The sequence below is a fragment of the Paenarthrobacter aurescens genome (genome assembly GCF_041549525.1).
GTDB classification, from domain to species: Bacteria; Actinomycetota; Actinomycetes; order Actinomycetales; family Micrococcaceae; genus Arthrobacter; species Arthrobacter aurescens.
Map to the genome: position 1 here is coordinate 3,609,789 of NZ_CP157456.1, position 26,397 is coordinate 3,636,185.

The 26,397-nt window shown below is 63.1% G+C and carries 28 protein-coding genes; 19 read left to right on the plus strand and 9 right to left on the minus strand.

The window, feature by feature from the left end:
* Positions 1-25 precede the first annotated feature (25 nt).
* From ABI796_RS16720 to ABI796_RS16770, 11 genes are all read left to right on the plus strand, one after another.
* Positions 26-1,192: a glycerate kinase gene (locus tag ABI796_RS16720; protein WP_141280788.1), complete on the plus strand. Its 1,167-nt coding sequence runs from the start codon at positions 26-28 to the stop codon at positions 1,190-1,192.
* Positions 1,185-2,534, plus strand: a complete 1,350-nt coding sequence (gene allB, locus ABI796_RS16725) for an allantoinase AllB (protein ID WP_091324862.1) — start codon at positions 1,185-1,187, stop codon at positions 2,532-2,534. The genes ABI796_RS16720 and allB overlap by 8 nt, the downstream gene beginning before the upstream one ends.
* Before the next feature lie 10 nt (positions 2,535-2,544).
* Positions 2,545-3,282, plus strand: coding sequence for a winged helix-turn-helix domain-containing protein (locus tag ABI796_RS16730; protein WP_141280786.1), 738 nt, complete (start codon positions 2,545-2,547; stop codon positions 3,280-3,282).
* A gap of 81 nt (positions 3,283-3,363) precedes the next feature.
* Complete coding sequence (gene bcp, locus ABI796_RS16735; protein ID WP_141280784.1) at positions 3,364-3,834, plus strand: thioredoxin-dependent thiol peroxidase; 471 nt, start codon at positions 3,364-3,366, stop codon at positions 3,832-3,834.
* Between the two features lie 146 nt (positions 3,835-3,980).
* Positions 3,981-5,099, plus strand: a complete 1,119-nt coding sequence (locus ABI796_RS16740; RefSeq protein ID WP_141280782.1) for a PP2C family protein-serine/threonine phosphatase — start codon at positions 3,981-3,983, stop codon at positions 5,097-5,099.
* A gap of 20 nt (positions 5,100-5,119) precedes the next feature.
* Complete coding sequence (locus ABI796_RS16745; RefSeq protein WP_141280780.1) at positions 5,120-7,126, plus strand: glycosyltransferase family 2 protein; 2,007 nt, start codon at positions 5,120-5,122, stop codon at positions 7,124-7,126.
* Positions 7,116-7,448 (plus strand): STAS domain-containing protein, encoded by a 333-nt coding sequence (locus tag ABI796_RS16750; RefSeq protein ID WP_105692061.1) that lies wholly within the window; start codon positions 7,116-7,118, stop codon positions 7,446-7,448. Before ABI796_RS16745 ends, ABI796_RS16750 begins: the two co-directional genes overlap by 11 nt.
* Complete coding sequence (locus ABI796_RS16755; RefSeq protein WP_141280778.1) at positions 7,441-7,860, plus strand: ATP-binding protein; 420 nt, start codon at positions 7,441-7,443, stop codon at positions 7,858-7,860. The genes ABI796_RS16750 and ABI796_RS16755 overlap by 8 nt, the downstream gene beginning before the upstream one ends.
* Positions 7,861-8,059: 199 nt before the next feature.
* On the plus strand, positions 8,060-8,605 hold the full coding sequence (locus ABI796_RS16760) for a hypothetical protein (RefSeq protein WP_246095639.1): 546 nt from the start codon (positions 8,060-8,062) through the stop codon (positions 8,603-8,605).
* Positions 8,605-9,690: a C2 family cysteine protease gene (locus ABI796_RS16765; protein WP_141280774.1), complete on the plus strand. Its 1,086-nt coding sequence runs from the start codon at positions 8,605-8,607 to the stop codon at positions 9,688-9,690. Before ABI796_RS16760 ends, ABI796_RS16765 begins: the two co-directional genes overlap by 1 nt.
* Before the next feature lie 8 nt (positions 9,691-9,698).
* A complete protein-coding gene (locus ABI796_RS16770; RefSeq protein ID WP_141280772.1) occupies positions 9,699-9,971 on the plus strand; it encodes a hypothetical protein in 273 nt (90 codons plus the stop codon).
* Positions 9,972-10,032: 61 nt separating this feature from the next.
* Here the strand turns inward: ABI796_RS16770 and ABI796_RS16775 are convergent, their stop codons facing one another.
* Positions 10,033-11,127: an alanine--glyoxylate aminotransferase family protein gene (locus ABI796_RS16775; protein ID WP_141280770.1), complete on the minus strand. Its 1,095-nt coding sequence runs from the start codon at positions 11,125-11,127 to the stop codon at positions 10,033-10,035.
* Between the two features lie 193 nt (positions 11,128-11,320).
* Here ABI796_RS16775 and ABI796_RS16780 point away from each other — a divergent pair, with 193 nt between their 5' ends.
* The 6 genes from ABI796_RS16780 (at position 11,321) to purM (ending at position 16,512) form a co-directional block, all read left to right on the plus strand.
* Positions 11,321-12,163, plus strand: a complete 843-nt coding sequence (locus tag ABI796_RS16780) for a phosphatase PAP2 family protein (protein ID WP_141280768.1) — start codon at positions 11,321-11,323, stop codon at positions 12,161-12,163.
* Between the two features lie 155 nt (positions 12,164-12,318).
* Positions 12,319-12,828, plus strand: a complete 510-nt coding sequence (uraD, locus tag ABI796_RS16785) for a 2-oxo-4-hydroxy-4-carboxy-5-ureidoimidazoline decarboxylase (RefSeq protein WP_176587447.1) — start codon at positions 12,319-12,321, stop codon at positions 12,826-12,828.
* Positions 12,825-13,166, plus strand: a complete 342-nt coding sequence (gene uraH / locus ABI796_RS16790) for a hydroxyisourate hydrolase (RefSeq protein ID WP_017199951.1) — start codon at positions 12,825-12,827, stop codon at positions 13,164-13,166. Before uraD ends, uraH begins: the two co-directional genes overlap by 4 nt.
* Before the next feature lie 89 nt (positions 13,167-13,255).
* The gene (locus ABI796_RS16795; protein ID WP_062068088.1) at positions 13,256-13,588 is read left to right on the plus strand and encodes a hypothetical protein; all 333 of its coding nucleotides are present in this window, start codon (positions 13,256-13,258) and stop codon (positions 13,586-13,588) included.
* A 147-nt stretch (positions 13,589-13,735) separates the two neighbouring features.
* Entirely contained in the window at positions 13,736-15,367 is a 1,632-nt protein-coding gene (gene purF / locus ABI796_RS16800) for an amidophosphoribosyltransferase (protein WP_141280764.1), read from the plus strand.
* A complete protein-coding gene (gene purM / locus ABI796_RS16805) occupies positions 15,364-16,512 on the plus strand; it encodes a phosphoribosylformylglycinamidine cyclo-ligase (protein ID WP_141280762.1) in 1,149 nt (382 codons plus the stop codon). Before purF ends, purM begins: the two co-directional genes overlap by 4 nt.
* Positions 16,513-16,587: 75 nt before the next feature.
* Here the strand turns inward: purM and ABI796_RS16810 are convergent, their stop codons facing one another.
* The 3 genes from ABI796_RS16810 to ABI796_RS16820 all read right to left on the minus strand — a co-directional run bounded on the left by ABI796_RS16810 (position 16,588) and on the right by ABI796_RS16820 (position 18,546).
* The gene (locus ABI796_RS16810) at positions 16,588-17,358 is read right to left on the minus strand and encodes a VOC family protein (RefSeq protein ID WP_141280760.1); all 771 of its coding nucleotides are present in this window, start codon (positions 17,356-17,358) and stop codon (positions 16,588-16,590) included.
* Positions 17,355-18,137 (minus strand): VOC family protein, encoded by a 783-nt coding sequence (locus ABI796_RS16815; protein ID WP_174754453.1) that lies wholly within the window; start codon positions 18,135-18,137, stop codon positions 17,355-17,357. The genes ABI796_RS16810 and ABI796_RS16815 overlap by 4 nt, the downstream gene beginning before the upstream one ends.
* 184 nt (positions 18,138-18,321) lie before the next feature.
* Positions 18,322-18,546, minus strand: a complete 225-nt coding sequence (locus tag ABI796_RS16820) for a DUF3073 domain-containing protein (RefSeq protein WP_011776148.1) — start codon at positions 18,544-18,546, stop codon at positions 18,322-18,324.
* 243 nt (positions 18,547-18,789) lie between these two features.
* On the opposite strand from ABI796_RS16820, the gene ABI796_RS16825 reads away from it, so the two are divergent.
* Complete coding sequence (locus ABI796_RS16825; RefSeq protein ID WP_246095638.1) at positions 18,790-19,767, plus strand: septum formation family protein; 978 nt, start codon at positions 18,790-18,792, stop codon at positions 19,765-19,767.
* An 8-nt stretch (positions 19,768-19,775) separates the two neighbouring features.
* Here the strand turns inward: ABI796_RS16825 and clpB are convergent, their stop codons facing one another.
* Complete coding sequence (gene clpB, locus ABI796_RS16830) at positions 19,776-22,433, minus strand: ATP-dependent chaperone ClpB (RefSeq protein ID WP_141280756.1); 2,658 nt, start codon at positions 22,431-22,433, stop codon at positions 19,776-19,778.
* 150 nt (positions 22,434-22,583) lie between these two features.
* Here clpB and ABI796_RS16835 point away from each other — a divergent pair, with 150 nt between their 5' ends.
* Positions 22,584-23,201 carry a pyridoxamine 5'-phosphate oxidase family protein gene (locus tag ABI796_RS16835; RefSeq protein WP_141280754.1) on the plus strand — a complete coding sequence of 206 codons (618 nt, stop codon included), beginning with the start codon at positions 22,584-22,586 and terminating at the stop codon, positions 23,199-23,201.
* Between the two features lie 2 nt (positions 23,202-23,203).
* Here the strand turns inward: ABI796_RS16835 and ABI796_RS16840 are convergent, their stop codons facing one another.
* From ABI796_RS16840 to ABI796_RS16855, 4 genes are read right to left on the minus strand one after another with little or no spacing between them, the layout of a single operon-like run.
* Positions 23,204-24,277 carry a sulfate/molybdate ABC transporter ATP-binding protein gene (locus ABI796_RS16840; RefSeq protein WP_141280752.1) on the minus strand — a complete coding sequence of 358 codons (1,074 nt, stop codon included), beginning with the start codon at positions 24,275-24,277 and terminating at the stop codon, positions 23,204-23,206.
* Positions 24,274-25,122 (minus strand): ABC transporter permease, encoded by an 849-nt coding sequence (locus ABI796_RS16845; protein ID WP_141280750.1) that lies wholly within the window; start codon positions 25,120-25,122, stop codon positions 24,274-24,276. Before ABI796_RS16845 ends, ABI796_RS16840 begins: the two co-directional genes overlap by 4 nt.
* Positions 25,100-25,912 carry a molybdate ABC transporter substrate-binding protein gene (modA, locus tag ABI796_RS16850; RefSeq protein WP_141280748.1) on the minus strand — a complete coding sequence of 271 codons (813 nt, stop codon included), beginning with the start codon at positions 25,910-25,912 and terminating at the stop codon, positions 25,100-25,102. Before modA ends, ABI796_RS16845 begins: the two co-directional genes overlap by 23 nt.
* Entirely contained in the window at positions 25,909-26,319 is a 411-nt protein-coding gene (locus tag ABI796_RS16855; protein ID WP_141280747.1) for a molybdopterin-binding protein, read from the minus strand. Before ABI796_RS16855 ends, modA begins: the two co-directional genes overlap by 4 nt.
* Positions 26,320-26,397 lie beyond the last annotated feature (78 nt).

The window sequence follows — 26,397 nt, forward strand, 5'->3', positions numbered from 1 at the left end:
GTAAGTAAAGAAGGGAGGCACCGGAATGCGTGTTGTCATCGCCCCGGACAAATTCAAGGGCTCTCTGTCCGCGCCCGACGTCGCCAAGCACCTGGCAACAGGCCTGCAGGCGGGGTTCGGCCAGGGCATTGAAGCAACACGCATTCCGGTGGCCGACGGCGGCGAAGGAACCATCGACGCCGCCATCGGCTCCGGCTTCACCCGCCGGACCACCACCGTCACCGGCCCGCTCGGCGAGCCTGTGAAGGCCGACTTCGCAGTGCGGGACCAGGAAGCTGTCATCGAAATGGCGGCGGCTTCCGGTCTCGCCCTCCTCCCGGACGGCCCCACGTCGGAAACAGCCAGGACCGCAACCAGCATCGGCACGGGCGAACTCATCCGGGCCGCGCTGGACCTTGGCTGCCGCAAGATCATCCTGGGTGTCGGCGGCAGCGCCAACACCGATGCCGGCGCAGGAGTCCTGCAGGGCCTCGGCGCCGTCTTCCTGGACGAGAACGGCAACGAGCTCCCCGGCGGCGGTGCCGCCTTGGCACAGCTGAACAGCATCGACTTCTCCAACTTCGACGTCCGCGTTGAGGCCACGGAGTTCGTGTTGGCGTCCGACGTCGACAATCCCCTTTTGGGGGCCAGCGGAGCCCCAGCCATCTTCGGTCCGCAGAAGGGCGCGACGCCGGACGACGTCACCTCGCTCGATGCGGCACTGAGCCACTTCGTCGACGTCCTTGCAGCCACAACCGGGCAACATGCCAAGTTCGCGGCCAAGGCAGAAGGCGCAGGAGCAGCAGGCGGCGTTGGCTACATTGCCATCGCGGCGCTGAAGGCAGAGCGGCGGCCGGGCATCGACGTCGTGCTTGAATTCACTGAACTCGAGCAGCGGCTCAAGGGCGCCGATCTGGTGATCACCGGAGAAGGCAGCCTGGACGAGCAAAGCCTGCTCGGCAAGACGCCCATGGGAGTTTCGCGTGCGGCGCAACGGAACGGGGTTCCCGTGATCGCAGTGTGCGGCCGGAGTACCCTGAGCCGGGAACAACTCACGGATGCCGGCTTCCACACGGTCCACGCACTGACCGATCTGGAAAAAGATGTCCAAAAATGTATCGCTGAAGCAGGTCCGTTGCTTGAACAATTAGGTAGGCACATAGGCGTGTACCTGGCAGAACGGACCGAAAACAAGGAGTACCTCAATGTCTGAAGCAATCGGCGCCTATGACCTCGTTATCCGGGGCCAGCGCATCCTGACCACCGCCGGGCTCGCAGCACGCGAAGTTGGCATCCGCGACGGCGTGATCGTCGCAATCGAACCCCTGGGCAACGGCCTCACGGGCAACGAGGTCATTGAACTCGCAGACGACGAAACCCTCATCCCCGGCCTGGTGGACACCCACGTCCACGTCAATGAGCCCGGCCGCACCGAGTGGGAAGGCTTCGCCTCCGCCACCCGTGCCGCAGCTGCCGGTGGCGTGACCACCATCATCGACATGCCGCTGAACTCCATCCCGCCCACCACCACCGTGGACGGCCTGGAGCAAAAGCGCGTAGTCGCTAAGGACCAGGCGTTCGTGGACGTCGGATTCTGGGGCGGTGCCATCCCGGGCAACAAGAGCGATCTCCGCCCGCTGCATGACGAAGGCGTGTTCGGCTTCAAGTGCTTCCTGCTGCACTCCGGCGTGGACGAGTTCCCGCACCTTGATGCAGATGAGATGGAAGAGGACATGAAGGAGCTCAAATCCTTCGACTCCCTCATGATCGTCCACGCTGAGGACTCCCACGCGATCGATCGCGCCCCGCACCCCGGCGGCGACCACTACGAAACCTTCCTCGCTTCCCGCCCCCGCGGCGCCGAGAACAAGGCAATCGCCGAGGTCATCGAGCGCGCCCGCTGGACCGGCGCCCGCGCCCACATCCTGCACCTCTCCTCCTCCGACGCACTGCCGATGATCGCCTCGGCAAAGCGCGACGGCGTCAACCTCACCGTTGAGACGTGCCCGCACTACCTGACGCTCATGGCCGAAGAAATCCCCGACGGCGCCACGGCCTACAAGTGCTGCCCGCCCATCCGTGAGGCCTCCAACCGCGAGCTCCTCTGGAAGGGCCTGCAGGACGGCACCATCGACTGCATCGTCTCGGACCACTCCCCCTCCACACTGGATTTGAAGGACTTGGAAAACGGTGACTTCGCCGTTGCTTGGGGCGGCGTTTCCTCGCTGCAGCTGGGCCTGTCCCTGATCTGGACCGAAGCCCGCCACCGCGGCATCCCGCTGGAGCAGGTCGTGTCCTGGATGGCCGAGAAGCCCGCCGCACTGGCCCGCCTGCACAACAAGGGCCAGCTCGCCCTGGGCTACGACGCCGACTTCTCCATCTTCGCCCCGGACGAGGCCTTTGTTGTGGACGTCACCAAGCTCAAGCACAAGAACCCCATCACCCCGTACGACGGCCGTCCGCTGGCAGGCGTCGTCCGCAAGACCTACCTGCGCGGAACCCCCATCGACGGCCAGAACCCCGGCGGCAAGCTGCTCCGCCGCGGCAACGTTTAGGTCAACCGTCATGGCAGTCAATGCCTACGGGCCACCGCCGTCGCGAGGACCTTCCGCGCGTCGGCCCGGTCTCACCGCACACGGCCTGGCTCTTTGGGTCAACCCCGCCGAGGGTGACGAGATGGATCCTGAGGTTTGGGAGCGGGCAGCACGGCTTGTGCTGGCCCGCGCCATGAAACTTGCCCCGGAGGCGGAAGTCCGCATCTGGCCCGCCACCGGGGCAGAGCACTCCGGCGTCGGCGATACTTCCTGGGGCGGCACTCCGCAGGAAGCCGCCGACGCCGGTACCAACGGCCGTTCTCCCGGCACGGTAACGCTCGCCGACGCCCTCGCTGAGGCGCGTTCGGCGAACCGTACGGCCGGGCAGGACGGCAGCGAAGAGGGCGGCAGCACCGCCGTCGAGCCCGTAACGTTGGCCAGCCGCCGCAGCCAACTTGCGGTGGACCTCGCCGCTGAAGTAGTGCTGCTGGACGGCGAGCCCGTTTCCTTTACCGGCATGGAATACAAGCTCCTGCGATACCTCGTGGTGAACTGCTCAAGGGCCATCAGCCGTGAAGAATTGCAACGTTTTTTGGAGTCATTTGACCTCCCCGGCGCGGCATTTCGCTCGATCGACGTTTATGTTGGAAGGGTGCGGCGGAAGCTTGGCTCCGCCCGACACACCGTCGCCACCGTCCGTGGTGGCGGCTACCAGTTCGTGCCAGGGCCCTATGCCACAGTGCGCGGACCTGCGGAATACAGCATCTGATTTGGCTGTTCTGTCTAGAAGACAATCCGTTTTTTGAATGATGAATGCCGGCTGTTTGCCGGTGAAACGTAAAGGATCGCCATGACCCAGAAACTCCTCGTCGGAACGCAAGCACCTGATTTCGCGCTTCTCGACGCCGACGGCACCAAGGTCTCGCTGTCCGATTACCGCGGACGCAACGTCATTGTGTACTTCTACCCGAAGGCAGCCACCCCCGGCTGCACTACCGAAGCCTGCGATTTCCGCGACAACCTGGCCAGCCTCCAGGGCCTCGGCTACGAAGTGATCGGTATCTCCCCGGACGCTCCGGAAGCCCTCGCCAAATTCACCGGTGAATTCGCGCTGACCTTCCCGCTGCTCTCCGACGAAGACCACAAAGTGGCCCTCGCCTACGGCGCGTGGGGCGAGAAGCTGGTTGACGGCGAAATCGTGGAAGGCCTGGTCCGCTCCACCGTTGTCCTGGACGGCGAAGGCACCGTGAAGCTTACCCAGTACCAGGTATCCGCACAGGGCCACGTGCAGGCGCTGAAGGAAGAGCTCCTGGGCGTCTGACCCTCTCTCACATCCCGCGTGCCTGAGGGAATCCCTCTCTCATATAACTCCACAAATCGTGTAACGCCCGCCCACTTTTGTGAGCGGGCGTTTCATGTGTCGTGACTAAACGTGACAAATACCCAGCATCATTAGTTAATGGAGCCATGGTCTCAACCTCGTCCCCTCGCCATGCTGTCGTCGTCGAAGATGACGCTGACATCCGTGGCCTCCTCGTCCTCGTTCTGGAGCAGCTCGACTTTGTGGTGACCGAAGCACCGGACGGTCTCTCCGGCGTCGAGGCTGTCCGCAAAACCAACGCCGAACTGGTCACGCTGGACATCAACCTCCCGGACATCGATGGCATGGAAGTCTGCCGCCGTCTGCGCGAATTCTCGGACGCATACATCCTGATGCTCACTGCCCGGGCGGACGAGATCGACCGACTCAACGGCCTGGACACCGGCGCGGACGACTACATCAACAAACCGTTCAGCCCCAAAGAACTCCAGGCCCGCATCCGCGCCCTCTTCCGCCGGGCCCGCACACCTGCCGCCCCCGCCGAGGACACCGGCCAAAGCGACGAGCTCGCCCGCGCCGCAGTGGTCCAGCAGAGCCTGCTGCCACGCGAGACGGTCCGCCTCGAAGGATACGACGTCGCAGGTGCTTTCCGTCCGTCCCGCAGCGTGGGAGGGGACTTCTACGACTGGTACCAGACCCACGACGGCATGCACCTGACCTTCGCGGACGCCATGGGCAAGGGCATGGGGGCTGCACTCATTGCAGCAACCGTCCGCGCCGTGATGCGTTCCGTGGCAGACACCCCAGCGATAGACGCCGCGTTCGGCTCGGCCAGCGCCACCATCACTTCTGACCTGGACCAGTCAGGCTCCTTCGTCACCATGTTCCATGCGCGGCTGGACAGCGCGTCCGGCACCCTCAGTTATATCGACGCCGGACACGGCCTTGCGCTGCACGTCCCCGCTGATGGGGCCGCTCGCCGCCTGGTTTCCGCGGGTCCGCCCGTTGGGATCCTGGACGGCCAACTGTGGCCTGCTTCGGAGCTGGAACTGGAACCGGGCGATTCTTTGGTGATCGTCAGCGACGGCGTCCTGGACGCCCACGATTCCTTGGAGGAGTTCCAACGGAACGTTGAGAAGGTGGCGCGCAGCGGAGCTACCTCGGACGATGTGTGCGCCGCCCTGCTCGAGTTGGCGCCGGCGTCAACCGCTGAAGATGACGTAACCGCCGTCGTTGTTCGCCGGAAACCAAACACAGCACTGTAAGAAGTAAAAGGGGGGATTTTGTGACACGTTTCTGGACTCGGCTGATTGTTCTTCTCACGGTCATTTTGGGCGTTAACTATGTGGCATGGCGCTGGATGGCCTCGCTGAACTGGGAGGCCTGGTGGATCGCCGTTCCGTTGGTGATCGCCGAAACGTACAGCCTCATTGACGTGATGCTGTTCGGGCTGACGGTGTGGAACATCAAATTCCGGAAACCGCCGCCCCCGCCCCCGGCCGATGCCACCGTGGACGTTTTCATCACCACGTACAACGAGCCCCTGGACCTGGTGATGACCACGGCCCTGGCTGCCAAAAACATCACCTGGCCGCACAGTACCTGGATACTCGACGACGGCGACCGCGCCGAGATGCGCCAACTCGCCGAGACCCACGGGATCGGCTACGTCACGCGCGGCGATGACTGGACCCCGGACATGCCGCGGCACGCCAAAGCCGGCAACCTGAACAACGCGCTCATGGTCACCTCGGGCGAGTACCTGTTGATTCTCGACGCCGACCAGATCCCCGAGCCGGACATCCTGGACAAGACGCTGGGCTACTTCAACGACGACAAAGTGGCGCTGGTCCAGACCCCCCAGTACTTCATCAACGTCCCGGCCGACGATCCCCTGGGCAGCCAGGCTCCCCTGTTCTACGGCCCCATCCAGCAGGGCAAGGACGGCTGGAACGCTGCGTTCTTCTGTGGCTCCAACGCCATCCTCCGCCGCGAAGCCCTGATGCAGCTGGGCTTGGTGGGCTACGTCAAAGCCACTGAGAAGAGCGTCCGGCGCGCCCTCGCCGCGTCCCGCACCGCCATCAAAAAGGCGCGGCGGTCGCCCGAGGCGGAGAACCCCCTGGTGGAGCAGATGCTCAACGAGGTGGAAGCCGCTACGGAAGCCGCGCAACAGGAACTCGAAGCCGGGGCGTCCCTGAGCGAGATCACCTACCGTGTTCGCCGCCAAGTGGACGAGGCCGTGCGGACCCTGGTGGCTGCCGACTTCTCAGCGCTTCAATCCGACCTCGAAGAGATCGCCGCCATGGAACTCGCCCACGTCGGAGAGTCGGGCGTAACCACTGTGGCGAGCGACGCCGTCGACCGTATGTCCGGACGCGACTGGTCCCCGCTGGGTGCCCTCGAATCGGTCCACGCCGTGCTGGATGCCATCTCCGTGGAACGCACTGACGAAGCACAGCCCATCATGCCGCTGGCCACCATCTCGGTCACCGAGGACATGGCCACGTCCATGCGCCTGCACGGCCTCGGCTGGAAGAGCGTGTATCACCACGAAATCCTTGCCAACGGGCTGGCCCCGGAGGACGTCAAGACCATGCTGACCCAGCGCCTCCGCTGGGCCCAGGGCACCATGCAGGTTCTGCTGCGCGAGAACCCGCTGGTTCAGCGCCGCATGTCCTGGGGCCAAAGGCTCATGTACTTCTCCACCATGTGGACCTACCTGAGCGGTTTCGCGGCAGTGATCTACTTCGCGGCGCCCATCATCTACCTGACGCTGGGCATCCTTCCGGTGAGCAGCCTCAGCTGGGACTTCTTCATCCGCTTCATCCCGTTCATGGTGGTAAACCAGTTGCTGTTCCTGGTGGCCGGGCATGGCATACCCACCTGGCGCGGCCAGCAGTACAGCCTTGCGCTGTTCCCCACCTGGATCAAGGCATGTACGACGGCGGCCCGGAACGTTTGGTTCGGACGTCCCCTCGGGTTTGCCGTCACCCCCAAAGCGCGGCAGAGCGGCGGGCCGAGTTGGAGCCTCATCCGGCCCCAGATCATTGTGGCGGTACTGCTTGCCATCGCCTTGGTTGTTGGGGTGATCCGGCTGCTCGCAGGAATGTCCGAGCCTCTTGGCACACTGGTGAACGTGGCCTGGGTTGCGTTTGACCTTGTGGTCCTGAGCGTGTTGGTCAAGGCAGTTTTGTACAAGGGTTTTGAGCCTGAAGGTGATGCACCTGAAGCCATAGGCCCGGACGATGTTGGGCCGCAGCGCCCCGAAGAGAGGAATGCAGATGCAGTTTAGCTATGAAGTCAACGACTCCTACGCGGAGGTGAAGAGCGTGGGCCGGCTGAACATGGTTGCCGCTCCCAAGCTGCGCGAAGTTGTGAACGAGGTTGTGGCCGGAGGCTCCAGCCGTGTTGTGGTGAACCTGGCAGAAACCGACTTCATGGATTCCTCTGGGCTCGGCGCACTCATCGGCTGCCTCAAAGCCGCCCGCCAAGCCGGCGGGGACCTCAGGATCGCCGGCGTTCAACCGCAGGTCAAGATGGTCCTGGAGTTGACCAACATGGACCGTGTACTTACCGCTTACCCCACCGCCGAAGCTGCCTTCGGCGATGACTGAGGTCATCGCCCACCGGGGCTTCCACGGGCCATCCAACGACGAAGCAATCGAAGCAATCCACAACGAGCTGGACGCCCTGTGGCACGATGCTTCCTTTGTGCCGGACATGGACCGGATGACCTTCGCTACGGCCGTCATCGAGGCTGCCGCCAACATCGTCCAGCACGCACTTCCTGTGGCGGAGAAACCGGTGGAGATTGACGTGGACATCAGCGTCCGCACCAGCCGGCTGGTGGCACGGGTGAGCGCGTTCAACGCCCGCGAGCCCTTCGCGGGCGACATGCAGGCCTCCATGCCGGATGAAGACGCGGAGTCCGGCCGTGGTTTGGCGCTCATAGAGGCCCTGGTGACCACGGTGACGTTCGAGCGGCAGGACGGCACCAACACGTGGATCCTGACCCGCAACACCTGACCCTCTCTCACATCCCACCTGCTCGAACCGATCCCTCTCTCACATCCCACCGGCCCAAACCGGTCCCTCTCTCACATCCCACCTGCTTGAGCGCACAAGGGGTGGTTCTCCCCATCGCCAAGCGCAAGGCTGCGTGACAGCATTCGGTGAGAACCGCCGTCGAGCACTAATGAAATTGGGGAGCGAAATGAACCGCCGCATGCACCGTACGGTTTGGGCGCTGGCTGCTGCCCTCGCGGTGGTATCTGTTGCTGCAGGCTGCAGCGACACCCCCGACGGACCACAACGGGAACCCAGTCAGCCTCCAGCCGTCACGTCCGAGCCAGCGTCCGTTCCTGAAAGCGCGGCGAAATACAACGCCCTGACCACCGAGCTTGTCGCCGCACTTGAAGCGAAGATGCCGGACATTACCTGGACGGTGGATGACCCGGCGCGCTTGAGTCGAGCCCAAGACGGCAGATGCATATTGGCCCCGCGCAGCATGAAAAGCAGCGCTGACATCGTGAAGCCTTCAAAGCACTTTGAGGACGTCTTCGCTGTGGCGGATCCTGTCCTGGAAAAGCACGGTTTTCCTGCTTTCGATGGAACCGATCCCGTGCCTGGTGGATGGGTGGTTACCCGCAGCACTGATGCCACAGGGGCTACCGTCACCATCGAATCCAAAAGCCCGGCCTACCTGCGGATGACCGTCCCGGTGCAGTCGGATACCTGCGATAGCAACGAAATTCCTCAGGGGGACAAATAATGGCTGGATTTTACGGAGCTGATATTGCCCAATTGCGGGCGCTCGCCAAGACCATGTCGCGCCATTCGGAGCGGATGACCTCGCTGTCCGTGGAGCTGGGACATCTGATCAACAACGCCCCCTGGGATGGCCGCGATGCCGTCATGTTCAAGGCGAAGTGGGATTCCGAGCACCGCCCCATGCTCAAAAAGGTCTCCAATGAGCTGCAAAACCAAGCCAAAGAGCTGATTCGCAATGCCGACGAGCAGGACAAGTCCAGCTCCGGTTCTTCGGGCTCTGATCGCTCGGGGCGGGGAGATTCGAACCCTCCCGGTGACCCCGGTCCGCTGGATCCTGACAAGCCCGACGTCGATGTGCCCGGCGATGTCCGAAAGGACCCCGACGCCGGCGACCCCAGCGATATCAACCAGGGGCAGATCGGCGACTGCTGGCTGTTGGCTGGAATTGGTTCGGTGGCCCAGGTGCTGGAGCGGGAGGGCAAACTCGACGAGTTCCTAGAAGAACACATGCGTCCGGTGGGCGACCCTCCAACCCATTGGGTGGTCACTCTTTACGAAGACGGCGAACCCGTGGAAGTCACTGTGGAGGCCAAGTCCGTTGACGGTGGAGTCCGTGGCGCCGATGGCGAACCCAACTGGCTTTCCATCTACGAACGCGCAGCAGCCGAGCACCGTGGCGGGTCCTACGACGACATCGACGGCGGGTTCAGCAACGAGGCCATGGAACTCATGACCGGGCAGTCTGCGGACAAGGACGGCGAACTGAACTTCGATGACATTGAGGACAAACTTTCGGACGGCCAAGCCATTTCCGTGGGCACCGAGGACGTCAAGGACGACGACTTCGACTGGGTCTGGGAATCCGATGAGGTCAACCGAACCGACGTCGTACCCAACCACGCCTACGTAGTGGTTGATGTGAAAACCAACGACGACGGCGAGAAAGTCATTGTGCTGGCCAACCCCTGGGGACCTTCCGGCGGTTACATGGAAGGCGACGACGACCTCAAGTCCGGCACACTGGAACTGACCGAGGACGAGTACAAGGAAAACTTTGACTCCGTATACTCCGTGGACGTGAAGTAAGGATGGTCGTGGAACAGCTGGTAACAGTGAAGCAAGGCATGCAGCCCACCTTCGACGGCGTCAAAGTGGGAGTGGTCAAGATCGGCATCGCGGACGGTGCCCCCGCCATCCAATTCTGGATCCGGACCGCCGAACAGCAGCGCAAACAAGCATTCCGCGAAGGCCAGTCGATCGCCCTTCCGGGCGCCGGACTGTTGACGGTCACCTCGATTCGGCCCGCTGACGACAGCTCCGCGGCCTCCGCAACGTTGACGTACGACGGCGGTCACGTCGCCGATTGAGCGTTTGCGCCTCGCCCGGTGATAGAGGGATCACCGAAAGGCCGCGGGACGTGAGAGAGGGTCAGGCGTTGGCGATGGCCTCTTTGAGCGCACCCAGCACCAGGGTCACGGAAGCGCTGTTGGCGTTGGGGCCCATCATGCCGATCCTCCAAACAGTGTCCGCGAACTCCCCCACACCTGAGCCAATCTCCATACTGAAGTTCTTCAAAAGGTAAGCGCGGACCGCGGCCGAGTTGACGCCGTCGGGCACTTTCACCGTGGTGAGGCTAGGCAACCGGGAGCCTTCGGCGGCGAACAGTTCCAGTCCCATGTCCTGAAGCCCGTCCTGCAACGCGGTTCCAGCAGCACGATGCCGGGCCTGCACAACGTCCAGCCCCTCGGCGAGGATGCGGTCCAGCGCGGCTTCGAGGCCGGCGATCATGGTGACCGGCGCGGTGTGGTGATATGTGCGGGCACCGCTGGCCGCGCCGACGTACCCGCCCAGCAGCCCGATGTCGAGGTACCAGGAGCGTGGGTCCTTGATGCGGCGCTCGAAGGCGCGATCGGACACTGTGAACGGCGACAGTCCCGGCGGCACCCCCAGACATTTCTGGGTACCGGCGTATCCGACGTCGATCCCCCAGTCGTCTGCCCGGAGCTCCAGTCCGCCGATGGACGTGACGGCGTCGGTGATCAGCAGCGCGTCACCCTTGCCTGCGCCGAGGGCCGCGATGTCGGAGAGTACGCCCACGGAAGTTTCTGCGTGGACGGCCGCGATCACCTTAGGGTGCGGGTGCGCCGCGAGCACACGCTCGGCATCAACGGGCTGGCCCCATTCGTGATCCACCCGGACCACAGTGGCCCCGCAACGCCGTGCCACCTCGCACATCCGCTCTCCGAAGAGTCCGTTGACAGCGATCACGGCTACGTCGCCGTCGGACACGGTGTTCACAAAAGCGGCTTCCATGCCGCCAGAACCGGTGGCACTCAACGGAAGTGTGCGGGCATTGGAAGTCCCCCAAACTGTCCGCAGGCCCTGGCAGGTGTGGTCCAGCCGTTCGATGAACACGGGATCGAGGTGGCCGAGCACGGGGTAGGCCAGCGCGGCCATGGCTTCCGGGTAGCAATTGCTGGGGCCGGGACCGAACAGGAACCTGGACGTCAGAATGTGCGGCATGTGCGAACTCCTTCAGCTGGTTGAGGTCATTCTGCCCCACCCAACGTTGCGGGGCCCACTCTGCGCGCCAAAACATCCGTAGAGGGCGTAGAGCGGGCCCCGCAACGTTTCCGGCCGATCACCCAGGAACCCGCTCAGCCCAAACTGCTAAGGTTACTCACCATACTGAGGCCGCCACGGATAGGGGACGAGAGTGACGACTGAAGGAAAGACCGACGGAAACGGGACGCCAGAGCAAGGCGTTACCGGCGAGGTAAGCCAGGACCGGTTCGTCGCCGGGCAGGACCTGACGCGTTGGAAATCCCCGGCTGGCCGGGTGCTGGCCGGAGGCGCTGAAAAAGTCACCTCCCTGTTGGGCCCCTATGCGGCACTGATCATCACCCTGGTAGCGGGGCTGGCCATTGCCCTTTCACTGGCCCTGGTATTCGGCGAGGTCTATGAGTCCGTCACAGAAGCGGACGGCGTGGCCGGGCTGGACGATCCCGTGTTGGCAGCCGCCAAGTCCGTGCGCTCCCCCGGGCTGGACATGACAACCACCGCCTATACCAACATCGGCGGCACGGTGGGCATGCCCATCCTTGCCGTGGGAATCATGGTTTTCCTTGCCACGCGAAGGCGTTCGTGGACTCCGGTCATCCTGATGCTCGCAGCCGGGCTGGGTTCGCTGGTGATCACCATCCTGGGCAAGCCGATCTTTGGCCGGAGCCGCCCGGACATTGCCGACGCCATTCCGCCCTATGAACACTCGGCGTCATTCCCCAGCGGGCACTCCCTGAACTCGATTGTGATCGCGGGAATTGTGGCCTACCTGATCATTCTCCGGTTGAAGACCACCAAGGCCAGGGTCATCACGGTCCTCGTGGCGGCAGTGTTCGCTTTCACCATGGGCCTGAGCCGGGTCTACCTGGGCCATCACTGGTTGACGGACGTTCTGGCGGCTTGGGCAATCGGCATTGCCTGGCTGGCGCTGGTCATAACCGCCCACCGCCTCTATCTGACGGTGAGAACACGCCGTCACAGCGCGGTAGCCTCTTGACACCGGGCCGCTCACTCCGCTTAACTAAATTACGTATGCTGAAATAACAGTTCCATGATGCGGAAGCTTGAAGCACGGGCTTCCTCCTGCACCCGCAGGAGTTCCGCATAGCCCACACCATGGATGCCAGCATTTTGCATGAGGATGACACAAGCATGGAGCTTGCAGTATTCAACAGTGTTGACCGGGACGAGGCCATCAGGACGCTCACCCCTTGCCTGGATATCAGCCGCTGGGTTGAGTCCATCGTGGACGCGCGCCCCTACGCCAGCGTCGACGAGCTGCTGGGGCAAGCCCAGCGTGCCGCTGAGCCGTTCACCGCGGCCGAGGTGGAATCCGCCATGGCGCACCACCCCCGGATCGGCGAACGTCCCAAGGCCCAGACCACCGAGGCGGCCATGTCGCGTTCGGAGCAGGCAGGCGTTGATCCCGGCGACAGCCAGGTAACTGCCGCCCTCGCCGAGGGAAACCGGGCGTATGAGGAGAAGTTCGGCAGGGTTTTCCTGATTCGCGCCGCAGGCCGCAGCGCACAGGAAATGCTCGCCGCCCTCCAGGAACGCCTCACCCACACCCCCCAGGAAGAAGACACAATCGTGGCCGGCCAGCTCCGGGAGATCGCACTGCTGCGCCTCTCCGGACTGATCAGCGAAGGAGTCAACGCATGAGCGTTTCACAAGTAACAACCCATATTCTGGACACAGGTTCCGGACGCCCGGCGGCGGGTGTCGCCGTCGTACTTTACGTCCGCGAAGGCGATGACTGGACCCTGGTGGCGAAAGGCGAAACCGACGCCGATGGCCGCATCAAGACCCTTGGCCCGGAACGCATTCCCGGTGGCGCCTACCGCCTTAACTTCGCTACGGGTGCCTACTACGAAGGGCTGGGAACAGAGACGTTCTTCCCCGAAGTGGACTTGAACTTCACAGTTTCGGACGCCGGCGAGCATTATCACGTGCCCCTCCTGCTGAGCCCGTTCGCGTTCTCTACGTACCGCGGCAGCTAACCTCGGGAGTTTTTGTACAGATAATGCCCCTAAAGAGTCGCTTTAGGGGCATTATCTGTACACAAACGCGGAACGGTACGCTTGAAGGCATGGCTTCAGAGGACACCACCCCCAACTCCGCCCGCCGCGAGATCACGGTCCGCCGGGCACCCAAGTTTGTACCCTTCATGATTTTGGGAGCCGTGGTCGGTGCAATCGTGGCCGCAATCATCGCCTACGGCCGCCAAGCCGACCCCGCTTTCGACGCCGGCACCGTGTTCGGCTTCTTCCTGATCGTCTGCGCGGGCGGCGGCGTCATTCTCTTCTCGATCCTTGCCCTGATTCTGGACCGCATCAGCGTCAAGCGCACCCAGCGCGCCGTGGTGGAGCCCGTTCCGGACTCGGTTCCGGACGAAGGACCAGAGAACGACGACGTCCGCTAAGTCAGGCGCCCGGCCCACCCCTTGACCGGGGTACTTAGTGTGAGACACACCGCATTTTTGTGGGAACACGCCAATTCTGCGCCCATTCGGCGGGTCACATAGGCTGCGGGGGAACGTACCACGCCTACATCATGAGACAATCGACCAGTGGCACGTGGCGACGGAAAACTTTCTCATGATCTTCTCCCCGGCGAAAAAGGCCCTCAGGACGCTTGTGGCGTCTTTGGGGTTTGGGCTCCCGGTGAAGAAGTAGCAAAACTCACCTATTACGGGCTGTATGCGCTGCAGCACCGCGGACAAGAATCGGCTGGTATAGCTACCAGTGACGGCAAGCGCATCAACGTCTATAAGGACATGGGCCTTGTGTCCCAGGTCTTCGATGAGACAACCCTGAACACCCTTACCGGGCACCTGGCCGTTGGCCACTGCCGGTACTCCACCACCGGCGCAAGCCACTGGGCCAACGCGCAGCCAACCCTGGGCGCAACAGCAACCGGCACGGTTGCCTTGGCCCACAACGGCAACCTGACCAACACCGCTGAACTCCGGGAAATGATCCTTGAGCGCAACGATGGCCAGCTGACCGGTGAGATGAAGCAGGGCAACACCTCGGACACCGCACTGGTCACAGCCCTCCTTGAAGGCGAAGAGGGCAAGACCCTGGAGCAGACCGCCCTGGAGCTGCTGCCCAAGATCAAGGGCGGCTTCTGCTTCGTCTTCATGGATGAAGGAACCCTCTACGCAGCCCGCGATACCTACGGCATCCGCCCGCTGTGCCTGGGCCGTCTGGATCGCGGCTGGGTTGTTGCCTCCGAGCAGGCCGGCCTGGCCACCGTTGGCGCGAGCTTCATCCGCGAGATCGAGCCCGGCGAGTTCATTGCAATCGATGAGGACGGCGTCCGTTCTCAGCGCTTCGCCGAGGCAACCCCCGCAGGCTGCGTCTTCGAATACGTTTACCTTGCCCGCCCGGACGCAGCCATTGCCGGCCGCTCCGTGTACGAGGCACGTGTTGAGATGGGCCGCCAGTTGGCCCGCGAAAACACGCACGAGGCAGACCTCGTCATCCCTGTACCCGAGTCCGGCACACCCGCCGCTGTTGGCTACGCAGAGCAGTCCGGAATCCCGTTCGCCCATGGTTTCGTAAAGAACGCCTACGTGGGCCGCACGTTCATCCAGCCCTCGCAGACGCTGCGCCAGCTGGGTATCCGGCTCAAGCTCAACGCCTTGGAATCGGTGATCCGCGGCAAGCGCATTGTTGTGGTGGATGACTCGATCGTCCGTGGCAACACCCAGCGCGCCATTGTCCGGATGCTCCGCGAAGCCGGCGCCGCCGCAGTGCACGTCAAGATTTCTTCTCCCCCGGTCCAGTGGCCTTGCTTCTATGGCATCGACTTCGCCTCCCGCGCGGAATTGATCGCCAACGGTGCCACCATCGAGGAAATCTCCACGGCCATTGGCGCTGACTCGCTGGCCTACATCTCCGAAGACGGCATGATCGGCGCTACCCAGCAGCCGCGCGAACGCCTCTGCACCGCCTGCTTCACCGGCAAGTACCCCATCGAGCTGCCGCACGCGGACAAGCTGGGCAAGAACCTGCTGGAGCGCACGGACCTTGGTGGCCTTGAACCGGCCGCTCAGTCCGGGTCTGTGGACGATTCCGAGGATCCTGCCGAGAAGCCGGGTGCCACGGGGTGCGATCCCGGGCCCGATGCCGAATTTGAAAACCTGCTTACCGACGCTGATCGTTTGACCGACGCCGACAAGAAAGAGTCTGTATGAGCTCCGCAACACCCGCCGCTGAGAATAACTCCGGTATCACCTACGCCTCCGCGGGTGTGGACGTAGAAGCGGGAGACCGCGCAGTTGAACTCATGAAGGGTGCCATCAAGGCCACCCACAACTCATCGGTGATTGGCGGCGTCGGCGGTTTCGCTGGCCTGTACGACGTCTCGAAGCTGCTGACCTACAAGAAGCCGCTGCTGGCGACGTCCACTGACGGTGTTGGAACCAAGGTTGCCATCGCGCAGGCCATGGACATCCACGACACCATCGGTTTCGACCTCGTGGGCATGGTGGTGGACGACATCGTTGTGGTTGGCGCTGAGCCGCTCTACATGACCGACTACATCGCCTGCGGCAAGGTTGTCCCGGAGCGCATCGCTGACATCGTCCGCGGTATTGCTGCTGCGTGCTCCGTTGCCGGCACCGCCCTGGTGGGTGGCGAAACCGCTGAACACCCGGGCCTCCTGGGTGAGCACGAATACGATGTTGCAGGTGCCGCAACCGGCATCGTCGAGGCCGACGCGCTGCTCGGCCCGGACCGTGTCCGCGCCGGCGACGTCGTGATCGGCATGGCTTCCTCCGGCCTGCACTCCAACGGCTACTCCCTGGTCCGCCGCGTCATCAACCACGCCGGCTGGGCCCTGGACCGCCAGGTATCCGAGCTCGGACGCACCCTGGGTGAAGAACTCCTGGAGCCCACCCGCGTTTACGCAGCTGACTGCCTGGACCTGGCCCGCACCTTCCCCGTGCACTCGGCCAACGCTGTTCACGGCTTCAGCCACGTCACCGGCGGCGGACTGGCAGCCAACCTGGCCCGCGTCCTCCCGCAGGGCCTCGTGGCCACGGTGGACCGCAACAGCTGGGAACTTCCCGCCATCTTCAAGCTGGTGTCAGAGCTGGGCAACGTCCCGCTGGCAGACCTCGAGCGCACGCTGAACCTCGGCGTGGGCATGGTTGCCATCGTTTCCGCCGAAGCAGCCGACGCCGCAGTTGCCCGCCTCAACGACCGCGGCCTGCCGTCTTGGGTTATGGGTACCGTTTCGGCTGACAGCGACTCGATCGACAAGACCGGCCCGGACTACGTCCAGGGTGCCAAGGGAGTCGACGGCGGCGCTGTCCGTTTGGTAAACGCCTACGCCTAAGCGGATTTCTGCCTTCTAAAGCAACATCAAGAGAGCGGCCGGGCTGATTGCCCGGCCGCTCTTATTTCTCCAACCCTAGACCTGGATCAGGCTCAGCACGCCGCCCTGCGGATCCTGCACGGTGGCCAACGACCCCGTTTCGGGTTTGTCCTCCGGTTCCACCAGAAGCTCTCCTCCCCCGGCAATGGCCGCTTCGGCTGCTTTGCGCAGGTCCGCAACGCCAAAGTAAATCTGCCAGCCGGCTTCATCGCCCTCGTCGGCAGGAACTATGCCAGCCACTTCCTCACCCTTGACCATCAGCGTGCTGTAGCTCCCGCCGTCGTCCTGGGGATATTCGGTGACGTCATGGCTGAAAAGCTGCTGGAAAAATGCGACGGCGGCCTGCGGCTCAGGCGTCAACAGTTCAGCCCACGCCAAAGCTCCGGGCTCATTGAACAGGTGACTGCCCGTGTGGGTTCCGGCTTGCCAAATGCCCGTGGTGCCGCCGCCCGGTGGCTCGATGAAGGCCAGGACGCCTGTATCCGCTACAGCCTCAGGGCCAAATTGAAGCTTCCCGCCTGCGTGGACCGTTTCTTCGGCGATTTCCTCCGTGTCAGTGGCCGATAAATAGATGTTCCACTGACCATGCGTTCCGGCGGCCTCCTGCATGGGGTTTTGGGGAGCGATCACGGCCACCAATTGGTCCTTCACGAACGCCTGCGCATAACTGCGGCCATCCGGCGTGGGCAGGTCCTTGAAAGTCCAACCGAACACCTGCCCGTAGAAGGTCTTGGCTGCCGCAACATCCCGTGTCTGGAGGTCCGCCCAGCAAGGCTCACCACTGGCGTAGTGCTTGCGGGCGGTCATGCTGCGAGGCCTGACATGATGCTGAACGCTGCGCCTGCCGGGTCCATCAGCACGGCCATCCGCCCAACTCCTGGAACATCAAAAGGTGGGGCGATCACGTGGCTCCTCAAATCGACGGCTTGCTCCACTGTTGCGTCAATATCCAGCACGTTGAAGTACGTCATCCAAAACGGCGACAACCCTTCAATAGGCAACTTCAGCGCACCGGCAATCCGCTTCCCGTCCACCAGCAGGCTCGTGTATTCCTGCAAGTCACCGGCCGGTTCCGTTTCGCTGCTGCAACCAGTCACGGCCTCATAAAAAGCCACGGCCTTGGGGACGTCATTGGTCTGCAGTTCATTCCAAATCATGGTTCCGGGCTCGTTCACCAGACCCGCCCCCGGATGATTGCCGGCCTCCCAGAAACCGATCTGCGCACCAGTGGGATCTGTGGCGAAGAACATACGCCCGCTGCCGTTGGGAACAGAGTCAGGAGGGAAAAGAACGGTACCTCCAGCGGCCTCCACACGCCTGGCAGTCTCATCTGCGGAATCAACGGCAAGGTAGTTCGCCCAATAGGACGGCATTCCCGGCGGGGAATCAGGTGTTTGCTGCATCATTCCCGCCACGTACCGGCCCTTCAGTTTGGCCATGTAGTAGGTCATGCCATTTCCGGCGTCCATGGCGTCCAGTTCCCACCCGAAGAGGTGACGGTAGAACTCCTTGGAAACGTCAATGTCGGTGGAGGACAGGTCCACCCAACACGGTGTTCCCTGCTGATAACTCTGGACCTCCGGCATGGATTACCCTTTCGACGCGCTCGAACTCCAGCCTACGCAAAAAAGGGCCCTCAGGGTACGCCAATGAAAGGCGTGGCCTGAAGGCCCTTTTTCAAAAGATATACGGCATCCGGAAATGCACGATGACCTGATGTACGACGGCGGTCCGCAACTCAGTGCCAAGGGCACCTGTTGATTGCGACAGCTATCCGATCCGACGGGTGTCTACCTCGTCGTCGTCATCTTCCGCGTACTTGTCCTCGTAGGCCGAATAATCCGGCTCCGGGGGATCGTCCGGGAAGTGGCTCTTTACACGACTGGACGGACCCGTGAGCTCCCGCTCAAGTGCCGAATAGTCAGTGTTCGGGGAGTAGTACTTGATGTCCCGAGCCTGCTTGGTAGCTTTTGCCTTTTGACGGCCGCGCCCCATGGCGTGACCCCCTTTTGTACTTGGACCGGAGGTGGTCACCTTGGCTATCGGTGAGGCCCCGGAATGTTTGGTCAATTTGTCGTATGTCTAGATTACATGCTTTCGGGAGTGCCTGTGCGCCACCTGGCCCCTGCGTCCGGGTCAACTACAGTGGAAACCTCGCCTGCAGACCTCCAAGAGAGACGAAAATTGGGTAGAGTCTGCCTCAATGCGGCTCCACAGCAGGAAGGCATACCCCGGAATATGAGCCAGGACAACACTTCACCCCGTGACGGTTCACCACGCGAGCAAGGCGAGGATGGAGTACCTTCCGCGCCACAGACACCGCCGGCGCCGGGCCAGCAACCGCCGGCAGCTCCTTGGACGCCTCCCTCAGGACTGCAACCGGACCCCGCCCCGGACCTCGACCCCGACTTCGTTTCCAACCCGGCGGAGCAGCCGGACCCCACACTGCCGCCTGCGGACTCAGCATCCGGCGGGAACCCAGCATCCGTCGAGAACGCTGGTACGCCCGTTCATGTGGGATCTCCAACACATGGAGGGCAGCAGCCGTACGTCAGCCAGCAGCCTTATGCGGGGCCGCAGGCCTACCTGGGCTCGCAGCCATACCCCGGGCAACAGCCTTACGCAGGCGAGCAACCGTACCCGGGCCAGCAGCCCTACCCCGGCCAGGAATGGCCGCCGGGGCCCAACGGACAGCCTGAACCCCACGGGGACCCGGTCAAGCGGCAGCGGCTGGTCATCGGCGGAATCGTGGTGGGCGTCCTGATACTTATTGGCGTTGTAATCTGGGTCCTCCTCAACCTGCTGGGGACCCGGCCTGAAGCATCCGTAGCTTCACCCAGCGCAGCTCCTACGGCCGGCCCTCTCCCCCGCGACGCGGATGCAACGGACTTCCAAGTTGGGGACTGCTTCGCCGACTTTGACGCCAACGCATCAAAAGCCAGAGCTGTAGCTTGCGATACCGAGCACTCGGCCCAACTTGGCGCCGTTTTCAGCTACGGTGCTGACGAATCCTTCCCCGGAACCAATGCCCTGAAGGAGAAAGGCCGCGAGGTTTGCAAAGACGTGAAGCTCAACGATGCGGCCGATAACTACATTCTGCTCCAGCAGAACGTTTACCCGAGCACCTCAAGTTGGGACCAGGGCGACCGCCGCGTTGATTGCTTCATCGTGGTGGATTCAGGCAACACCATCAAGGAGGATCTCCTCAGGAAGTAGCCTGGACGCTACTTCCTGCGGACTGTCAGGCCCGAACCCACCAGCATGCCGCCGCCGGGACCTTCCATGGATTCCAGCCCTTCGATGGTGAGTTCCTCAACGTCAGTCGAGGTGTCCACCAGCACGGTGTCACCGTCCGTGATCTCACCGGCCAGGATCTCCTTGGCCAGGCGGTCGCCAATCTCCCGCTGCACGAGCCGGCGCAAGGGCCGGGCGCCATAAGCGGGGTCGAAGCCGGACATAGCCAACCACGCACGTGCGCCGTCAGTGACTTCAAGCGTCAGGCGGCGATCACGGAGACGGTTGCCCAACTCGGCCACGTGCAGCTCCACGATCCGGGCGAGTTCCTCTACGTTCAGTGGATCGAAGAGGACGATCTCGTCCAGGCGGTTGAGGAACTCCGGCTTGAACGAGGCTTGCACCACCGCCATCACCGCGTCCCTCTTGGCCTTTGCGTCCAAGGACTGGTCCACAAGGAACTGGCTTCCCGAGTTGGAGGTCAGCACAAGAATGGTGTTGCGGAAGTCCACGGTGCGGCCCTGGCCGTCGGTGAGTCGCCCATCATCCAGGACCTGCAGGAGGATGTCGAAGACCTCAGGGTGGGCCTTCTCCACCTCGTCCAGCAGCACCACGGAGTAGGGCCTGCGACGCACAGCCTCCGTTAGCTGGCCGCCTTCCTCGTAGCCCACGTATCCCGGAGGGGCACCCACCAGGCGTGCCACCGAGTGCTTTTCGCTGTACTCGGACATGTCGATCCGGATCATGGCGCGTTCGTCGTCAAAGAGGAAGTCCGCCAAGGCCTTGGCCAGTTCCGTCTTACCCACACCCGTGGGCCCCAGGAACAGGAACGAACCCGTGGGGCGGTTGGGGTCGCTGATTCCGGCACGGGCACGGCGTACGGCGTCGGACACGGCTTGAACGGCCTTGGTCTGACCGATGAGACGTTTGCCGAGTTCCTCTTCCATGTGCAGCAGCTTCTGCGATTCACCCTGAAGCATGCGGCCGGCAGGAATCCCCGTCCATGCCGAGATGACTTCGGCAATGTCATCTGCCGTGACATCCTCGGCAACCATGAGTTCGGGCTTGGAGTCGCTCCGGGCTGATTCTTCCTCGGCAGCAGCGCTCAGCTCCCGCTCCAGTGCCGGCAGTTCCCCGTAGAGAATGCGCGACGCCGACTCAAGATCACCTTCGCGTTGGGACTTATCAGCAGCCGAACGCAGCTCGTCGATCTTCGCCTTCAGATCACCTACCCGGTTGAGTCCGGCCTTCTCAGCCTCCCAGCGCGCGTTCAGGGCACTCAGTTCCTCGTTCTTGTCAGCCTTGTCCGCACGGAGCGCTGCCAGCCGTTCCACCGAGGCCGGATCAGTCTCACCTTGAAGGGCCAGCTCTTCCATGGTCAACCGGTCTACGGCACGGCGCAGTTGGTCTATTTCCTCGGGAGCAGAGTCGATCTCCATACGGAGCCGTGAAGCAGCCTCGTCCACGAGGTCAATGGCTTTGTCCGGAAGCTGCCTGCCTGAGATGTAGCGGTTGGACAGCGTTGCGGCTGCCACCAATGCGGAGTCGGCAATGGCTACCTTGTGGTGTGCCTCGTAGCGTTCCTTCAGGCCACGAAGGATACCGATGGTGTCCTCCACGCTGGGCTCGCCGACGTAGACCTGCTGGAAACGCCGTTCCAGGGCAGGATCCTTTTCGATGTTCTCGCGGTACTCGTCCAAAGTGGTGGCACCGATCAGACGCAGCTCACCGCGGGCCAGCATGGGCTTGAGCATGTTTCCGGCATCCATGGCGCTTTCGCCGGTGGCACCGGCACCCACAACCGTGTGGATCTCATCGATGAACGTGACGATCTGGCCGTTGGAGTTCTTGATTTCCTCCAGGACAGCCTTCAGACGTTCCTCGAACTCGCCACGGTACTTGGCGCCGGCCACCATGGACGCAAGGTCCAACGCGATAAGGGTTTTGCCGCGCAGGCTTTCGGGAACGTCTCCAGCCACCATGCGCTGGGCGAGGCCTTCCACCACAGCGGTCTTGCCTACGCCCGGTTCACCAATCAGTACGGGGTTGTTCTTGGTGCGTCGGCTCAGGACCTGGACAACACGACGGATTTCGCTGTCGCGTCCAATCACGGGATCCAGCTTGCCGGAACGGGCCACGGCCGTGAGGTCCGTGCCGAACTTCTCCAAGGCCTGGAAGGTGTTCTCCGGATCCGGCGAGTTGACGTTCCTGTCGCCCCGGACACCAGGCAGGGCGGCGAGCAGCGCCTCATGGGAGGCACCGGCGTCGCGCATTAACTTGCCTACGGCGTCGCTTCCGGCAGAGAGCCCCAGCAGCAAATGTTCCGTGGAAACAAAGGAGTCGCCGAGTTTGTCGGCCTCGTTCTGGGCAGCCTGGATGGCCTGCATGGACTGGCGGGACAGCTGTGCTTGCTGGACCGAGCTGCCCGAGGATGATGGAAGGGCCTTGATGGCCGAGCTGGCCTGTACGCTCACCGCATCCGGGTCAGCGCCGGTGGCACGCAGAAGGGCCACAGCAACACCCTCGCGCTGGTCCATGAGGGCCTTCAAGAGGTGGGCGGGCTCAAGCTGCGGGTTGCCTGCAGTTGAGGCATTCATGGCGGCCGCAGAAAGGGCCTCCTGGCTTTTGGTGGTGAATTTGACGTCCAAAGAGTGCTCCCTTTCTGGAGTGATGCCTGTGATTACAAAGTTGAGTCTACTACGCTCAACTTTGCTGTGGGGTCCTCTGGCTTCCATGTTTGCCCACGGCGAAACTGCTGTCCAGAGTCCGCCGAAATCAGGGGAAAGTAGGCTGGGGCCATGGAGACCATCTCAACCGCAGAAGAACTCGAAGAACTCATCGGATTGCCCCTCGACCGCACCAGGAAGAAAGTGCGTGCATCCCTCAGTGACTTCGACCGCCAATGGTTGGCAGCAAGCCCCTTCTGCGTGGTCTCCACCACCGACGCTCAAGGGCGGGTGGATGCCTCACCCAAAGGTGATCCTGCCGGCTTCATCCAGGTCCTGGACGATCACACCATCGCCATCCCGGAGCGCCCGGGAAACAAGTTGGCCTTCGGCTTCCACAACATCCTGGAAAACCCGAACGTCGGCATCCTGTCTATAGTCCCCGGCCGCACGGACACCCTGCGGATCAACGGAACGGCAACGATCGTCCGGGACGCCCAGTTCTTCGACCACATGGTGGTCAAAGGGCACCGGCCCCGCGCCGCCATTGTGGTGGCTGTGGAGGAAGTGTTCACCCATTGCGGCAAGGCATTCATGCGGAGCGGACTGTGGGAACCGGAGACCTGGGGCCCCGACGCGCTACCGAGCATCGCCCTACTGGCACAGCGCTACACGCAGCCCGAAGCCCAGCTCGCGGACCTTGAGTCCTACTACGGACCCTCGTACAGGGAACGCATGTACCGGGAGTAGCATCAGGCCGGGTACACCGAGACCATTGCAGACTTGACCACAAACCTGACATCCATGCCAGGCACCAGACCAAGATCCGCGGAAGCGGCCGGAGTGATATCAGCCCACAAAGCCTGAGCCGACGGCCCGCTGCGGGCGCGGACGCGGATCTGATCCCCGTATGGTTCCAGGTCCGTGATGGTCACAGGGAAGGAATTGCGTGGACTTCCGTGGACGTCGCCCAGGAAGACGGAAACGCTCGACGGCGGGAAGGCGGCCACGCCTGCCTGCCCGGGCACCGGTGACCAGTTCGGATCGTGTTGGCCAGCGAAAAGCCGGCCATCCGGCGTCGTTATTCCGTCCCCAGAGATGGTCCCGGCAACGAGGTTCAGCCCTGCGAGGCCGGCGGCAAAGTGGCTTCGTGGCCGCTCGAGAACCTGGCGCGTGGGTCCTTCTTCGGTGATGCGCCCGTTCTCCACCACAATGACGCGGTGGGCGAGCATATAGGCGTCCAGGATGTCGTGCGTGACGATGATGGCTTTACGGTCCTTCAAGACGCGTTTGAGAACACGGCGGAGCAAGGGCGCTGCGTGGATGTCCAGTGCTGCCATTGGCTCATCCAGCAGCAGGAGCTCTGGCTCAGCGGCCAAAGCGCGGGCCACGGCAACACGTTGGGCCTGCCCGCCGGACAACTGGGCGGGTTTACGGCCTGCCAGCTCCAGCGCATCCACTTCGCCCAGCCAGTGGTGTGCGGATTTCAGCGCTGCCGGCTTGGACGCACCCGCACTGCGCGGTCCGAACGCCACGTTGTTCAAGGCGTTCAGGTGCGGGAAGAGGAGCGCCTCCTGGGCCAGAAGGGCAGTCCCCCGGAGGTGAGGAGGGCTCCAAAAGTGGGTGCCGGCGTCGAGCGTGAACAGCTCCCTGCCGCCGATCCGCGCCCGGCCGGAATCGGGCCGCAGCAAACCCGCAATCACGCTCAGCAACGTGGACTTTCCAGCACCGTTTGGCCCCAGAATGGCCAGTGTTTCCCCGTCCGCCAAACTCACCGACATTTCAAAGTTTCTGTCGCGGAGACTGGCCTGCAGCTCGAAACTCATGGGCGAACCTCCGCTGGGATGCTGCGTCGGCGGCCATAACTCAGCCCAACCACCGCAACTGCTACCGCCACCAGCACCAAGGAAAGCGCCACGGCAGCGTCGGGGTCGGTTTCGCGCTGCAAATAGATCTCCAGCGGAAGGGTGCGGGTGATGCCCTCCAGGCTCCCTGCAAAGGTCAACGTAGCGCCGAACTCACCCAAACTCCGAGCGAAGGACAACACTGCCCCGGATCCGAGTCCCGGCAGAACCAGCGGCAGGGTGACCCTCCGCAGGACCGTGGTGGGCCGGGCGCCGAGGGTTGCCGCCACAGCCTCGTATCGGCTTCCTGCCGATCGGAGGGCGCCCTCCAGGCTGACCACCAGGAACGGCAGAGCAACAAAAGTCTGGGCCAGGACCACGGCGGCAGTGGAGAACGCGATCTGGATGCCGGCCAGTTCAAGGGATTTTCCGAGGAGGCCTTGCCGGCCGAAGGTATACAGCAGGGCGAGGCCGCCAACCACCGGCGGCAGCACCAGCGGCAACAGGACGAACGAACGGAGAAGCCTCTGTCCGGGGAACTCCCCACGGGCCAGCACCAACGCCAGAGGAACTCCCAGCACAATGCACAGGACGGTGCTGGCCGCAGAGGTCCTCAAACTCAGGCCCAGCGCGGCGACGGATGAGTCCGAGGTGATCAGCGGAATGAACTGTGGCCAGTTCACCCGCAGGAGCATGGCCGCCAAGGGAAGCACCATGAGGAGTCCGCCCATAGCGGCGATCAGGTAGATCCAGCGCGGAATACCGTGGTAGCCGCCGCGCTTGATCACGCCCGCGTAGCCTCCGCTACGGCGTTCCGAAGCCGGCATCTCTAAGGACCTTCTTGCCCGCTTCACTGGTGACGTTGGCTATGAAAGCCGCCGCGAGTTCCTTGTTCTTGCTGGGGCCAACAGTGGCGATCGGGTAAGTATTGACGGCCTTGTCCGACTCCGGGAAAGGTATGCCAACAACCTTGTCACCGGCGCCCCTGACGTCCGTGACGTACACCAGGCCCGCGTCAGCTTCGCCCGAGGTCACTTTGCCCAGGACATCGGTCACGGACGATTCCTCGCTGACCGGCTTCAGCGTTGTCCCCGCAGCCTTCTCAACGGCCTCCGTTGCGGCACCGCAGGGAACCTGGCTGGCGCAGGTCACCACTTTGACGCCGGGCTTGGCGAGGTCCGCGAAGGAAGAGATCGACGCCGGATTGCCGGGCGGGACCGCGATCTCCAGGACGTTGGTGGCAAAGTTGGTTGCCGCACTCTCCACGAGGCCCTGATCAGCGAGCTTGTTCATGTTCTTCGCGTCCGCCGAGGCGAAAACGTCCGCGGGAGCGCCCTGGGTGATCTGCGTGACAAGGTCTGACGAGCCGGCGAAGCTCAGCGTCACTTTGGTGCCAGGGTGCTGGACTTCAAAATCCTTGGCCAGCTGGGTGAAGGTGGTTTTCAGGGAAGCCGCCGCAAAGACCGTGATTTCTCCGGACATGGAGGACCCCGGGCTGGGCGAGCCGGTGGCCGGACGCGTCGTTCCGGATGCGCAGGCCGTAAAGCTACCTGCCAGGCCTATGGCCAAAGCGCCCGCCACCACCGAGTTTGTGACGCGATTCCGGAAGTTCCTCATATGATGCTCTTTCCCTGCGGTGTTTCGATGATGACAGTGGTGGCCTTGACCACGGCGGTGGCTACCGAGCCCAGTTCCAGCCCGAGCTCCCGGACAGCTTCGCTGCTCATCAGCGACACCACGCGGAACGGCCCGCACTGAAGTTCCACTTGGGCCATGACCTTGTCCGCGGTGATGCCGGTGACCAGGCCGACGAAGCGGTTCCGTGCTGAGCTTGCTGCCCGGGACGGATTGTCCGGGAGGTGCGATTGATCGCGGGCAAGCGTGGCCAGTTCCAATCCGTCCACAGCCAAGCGCCCGGCTGCGTCCTTTCCGGCTGTTAGCGTTCCGTTTTCAGTCCAGCGCCTCACGGTGTCGTCGCTGACACCCAGGAAGCGGGCGGCTTCGGAAATTCGTATTTGCGGCATGGTTTCATCATAGTGCCGCATATGCGGTTGCTTTGCTCGTATGTAGTTGCAAGCGAAACATGACTCTATGGGTGGGGG

Excerpts from the sequence above, each read along its gene's own strand:
- ABI796_RS16720 (WP_141280788.1), top strand. The coding sequence starts at position 26 with ATGCGTGTTGTCATCGCCCCGGACAAATTCAAGGGCTCTCTGTCCGCG.
- allB (WP_091324862.1), top strand. The coding sequence starts at position 1,185 with ATGTCTGAAGCAATCGGCGCCTATGACCTCGTTATCCGGGGCCAGCGC.
- ABI796_RS16730 (WP_141280786.1), top strand. The coding sequence starts at position 2,545 with ATGGCAGTCAATGCCTACGGGCCACCGCCGTCGCGAGGACCTTCCGCG.
- bcp (WP_141280784.1), top strand. The coding sequence starts at position 3,364 with ATGACCCAGAAACTCCTCGTCGGAACGCAAGCACCTGATTTCGCGCTT.
- ABI796_RS16740 (WP_141280782.1), top strand. The coding sequence starts at position 3,981 with ATGGTCTCAACCTCGTCCCCTCGCCATGCTGTCGTCGTCGAAGATGAC.
- ABI796_RS16750 (WP_105692061.1), top strand. The coding sequence starts at position 7,116 with ATGCAGTTTAGCTATGAAGTCAACGACTCCTACGCGGAGGTGAAGAGC.
- ABI796_RS16755 (WP_141280778.1), top strand. The coding sequence starts at position 7,441 with ATGACTGAGGTCATCGCCCACCGGGGCTTCCACGGGCCATCCAACGAC.
- ABI796_RS16760 (WP_246095639.1), top strand. The coding sequence starts at position 8,060 with ATGCACCGTACGGTTTGGGCGCTGGCTGCTGCCCTCGCGGTGGTATCT.
- ABI796_RS16765 (WP_141280774.1), top strand. The coding sequence starts at position 8,605 with ATGGCTGGATTTTACGGAGCTGATATTGCCCAATTGCGGGCGCTCGCC.
- ABI796_RS16775 (WP_141280770.1), bottom strand. The coding sequence starts at position 11,127 with ATGCCGCACATTCTGACGTCCAGGTTCCTGTTCGGTCCCGGCCCCAGC.
- uraD (WP_176587447.1), top strand. The coding sequence starts at position 12,319 with ATGGAGCTTGCAGTATTCAACAGTGTTGACCGGGACGAGGCCATCAGG.
- uraH (WP_017199951.1), top strand. The coding sequence starts at position 12,825 with ATGAGCGTTTCACAAGTAACAACCCATATTCTGGACACAGGTTCCGGA.
- ABI796_RS16795 (WP_062068088.1), top strand. The coding sequence starts at position 13,256 with ATGGCTTCAGAGGACACCACCCCCAACTCCGCCCGCCGCGAGATCACG.
- purM (WP_141280762.1), top strand. The coding sequence starts at position 15,364 with ATGAGCTCCGCAACACCCGCCGCTGAGAATAACTCCGGTATCACCTAC.
- ABI796_RS16810 (WP_141280760.1), bottom strand. The coding sequence starts at position 17,358 with ATGACCGCCCGCAAGCACTACGCCAGTGGTGAGCCTTGCTGGGCGGAC.
- ABI796_RS16815 (WP_174754453.1), bottom strand. The coding sequence starts at position 18,137 with ATGCCGGAGGTCCAGAGTTATCAGCAGGGAACACCGTGTTGGGTGGAC.
- ABI796_RS16820 (WP_011776148.1), bottom strand. The coding sequence starts at position 18,546 with ATGGGGCGCGGCCGTCAAAAGGCAAAAGCTACCAAGCAGGCTCGGGAC.
- ABI796_RS16825 (WP_246095638.1), top strand. The coding sequence starts at position 18,790 with ATGAGCCAGGACAACACTTCACCCCGTGACGGTTCACCACGCGAGCAA.
- ABI796_RS16835 (WP_141280754.1), top strand. The coding sequence starts at position 22,584 with ATGGAGACCATCTCAACCGCAGAAGAACTCGAAGAACTCATCGGATTG.
- ABI796_RS16840 (WP_141280752.1), bottom strand. The coding sequence starts at position 24,277 with ATGAGTTTCGAGCTGCAGGCCAGTCTCCGCGACAGAAACTTTGAAATG.
- ABI796_RS16845 (WP_141280750.1), bottom strand. The coding sequence starts at position 25,122 with ATGCCGGCTTCGGAACGCCGTAGCGGAGGCTACGCGGGCGTGATCAAG.
- modA (WP_141280748.1), bottom strand. The coding sequence starts at position 25,912 with ATGAGGAACTTCCGGAATCGCGTCACAAACTCGGTGGTGGCGGGCGCT.
- ABI796_RS16855 (WP_141280747.1), bottom strand. The coding sequence starts at position 26,319 with ATGCCGCAAATACGAATTTCCGAAGCCGCCCGCTTCCTGGGTGTCAGC.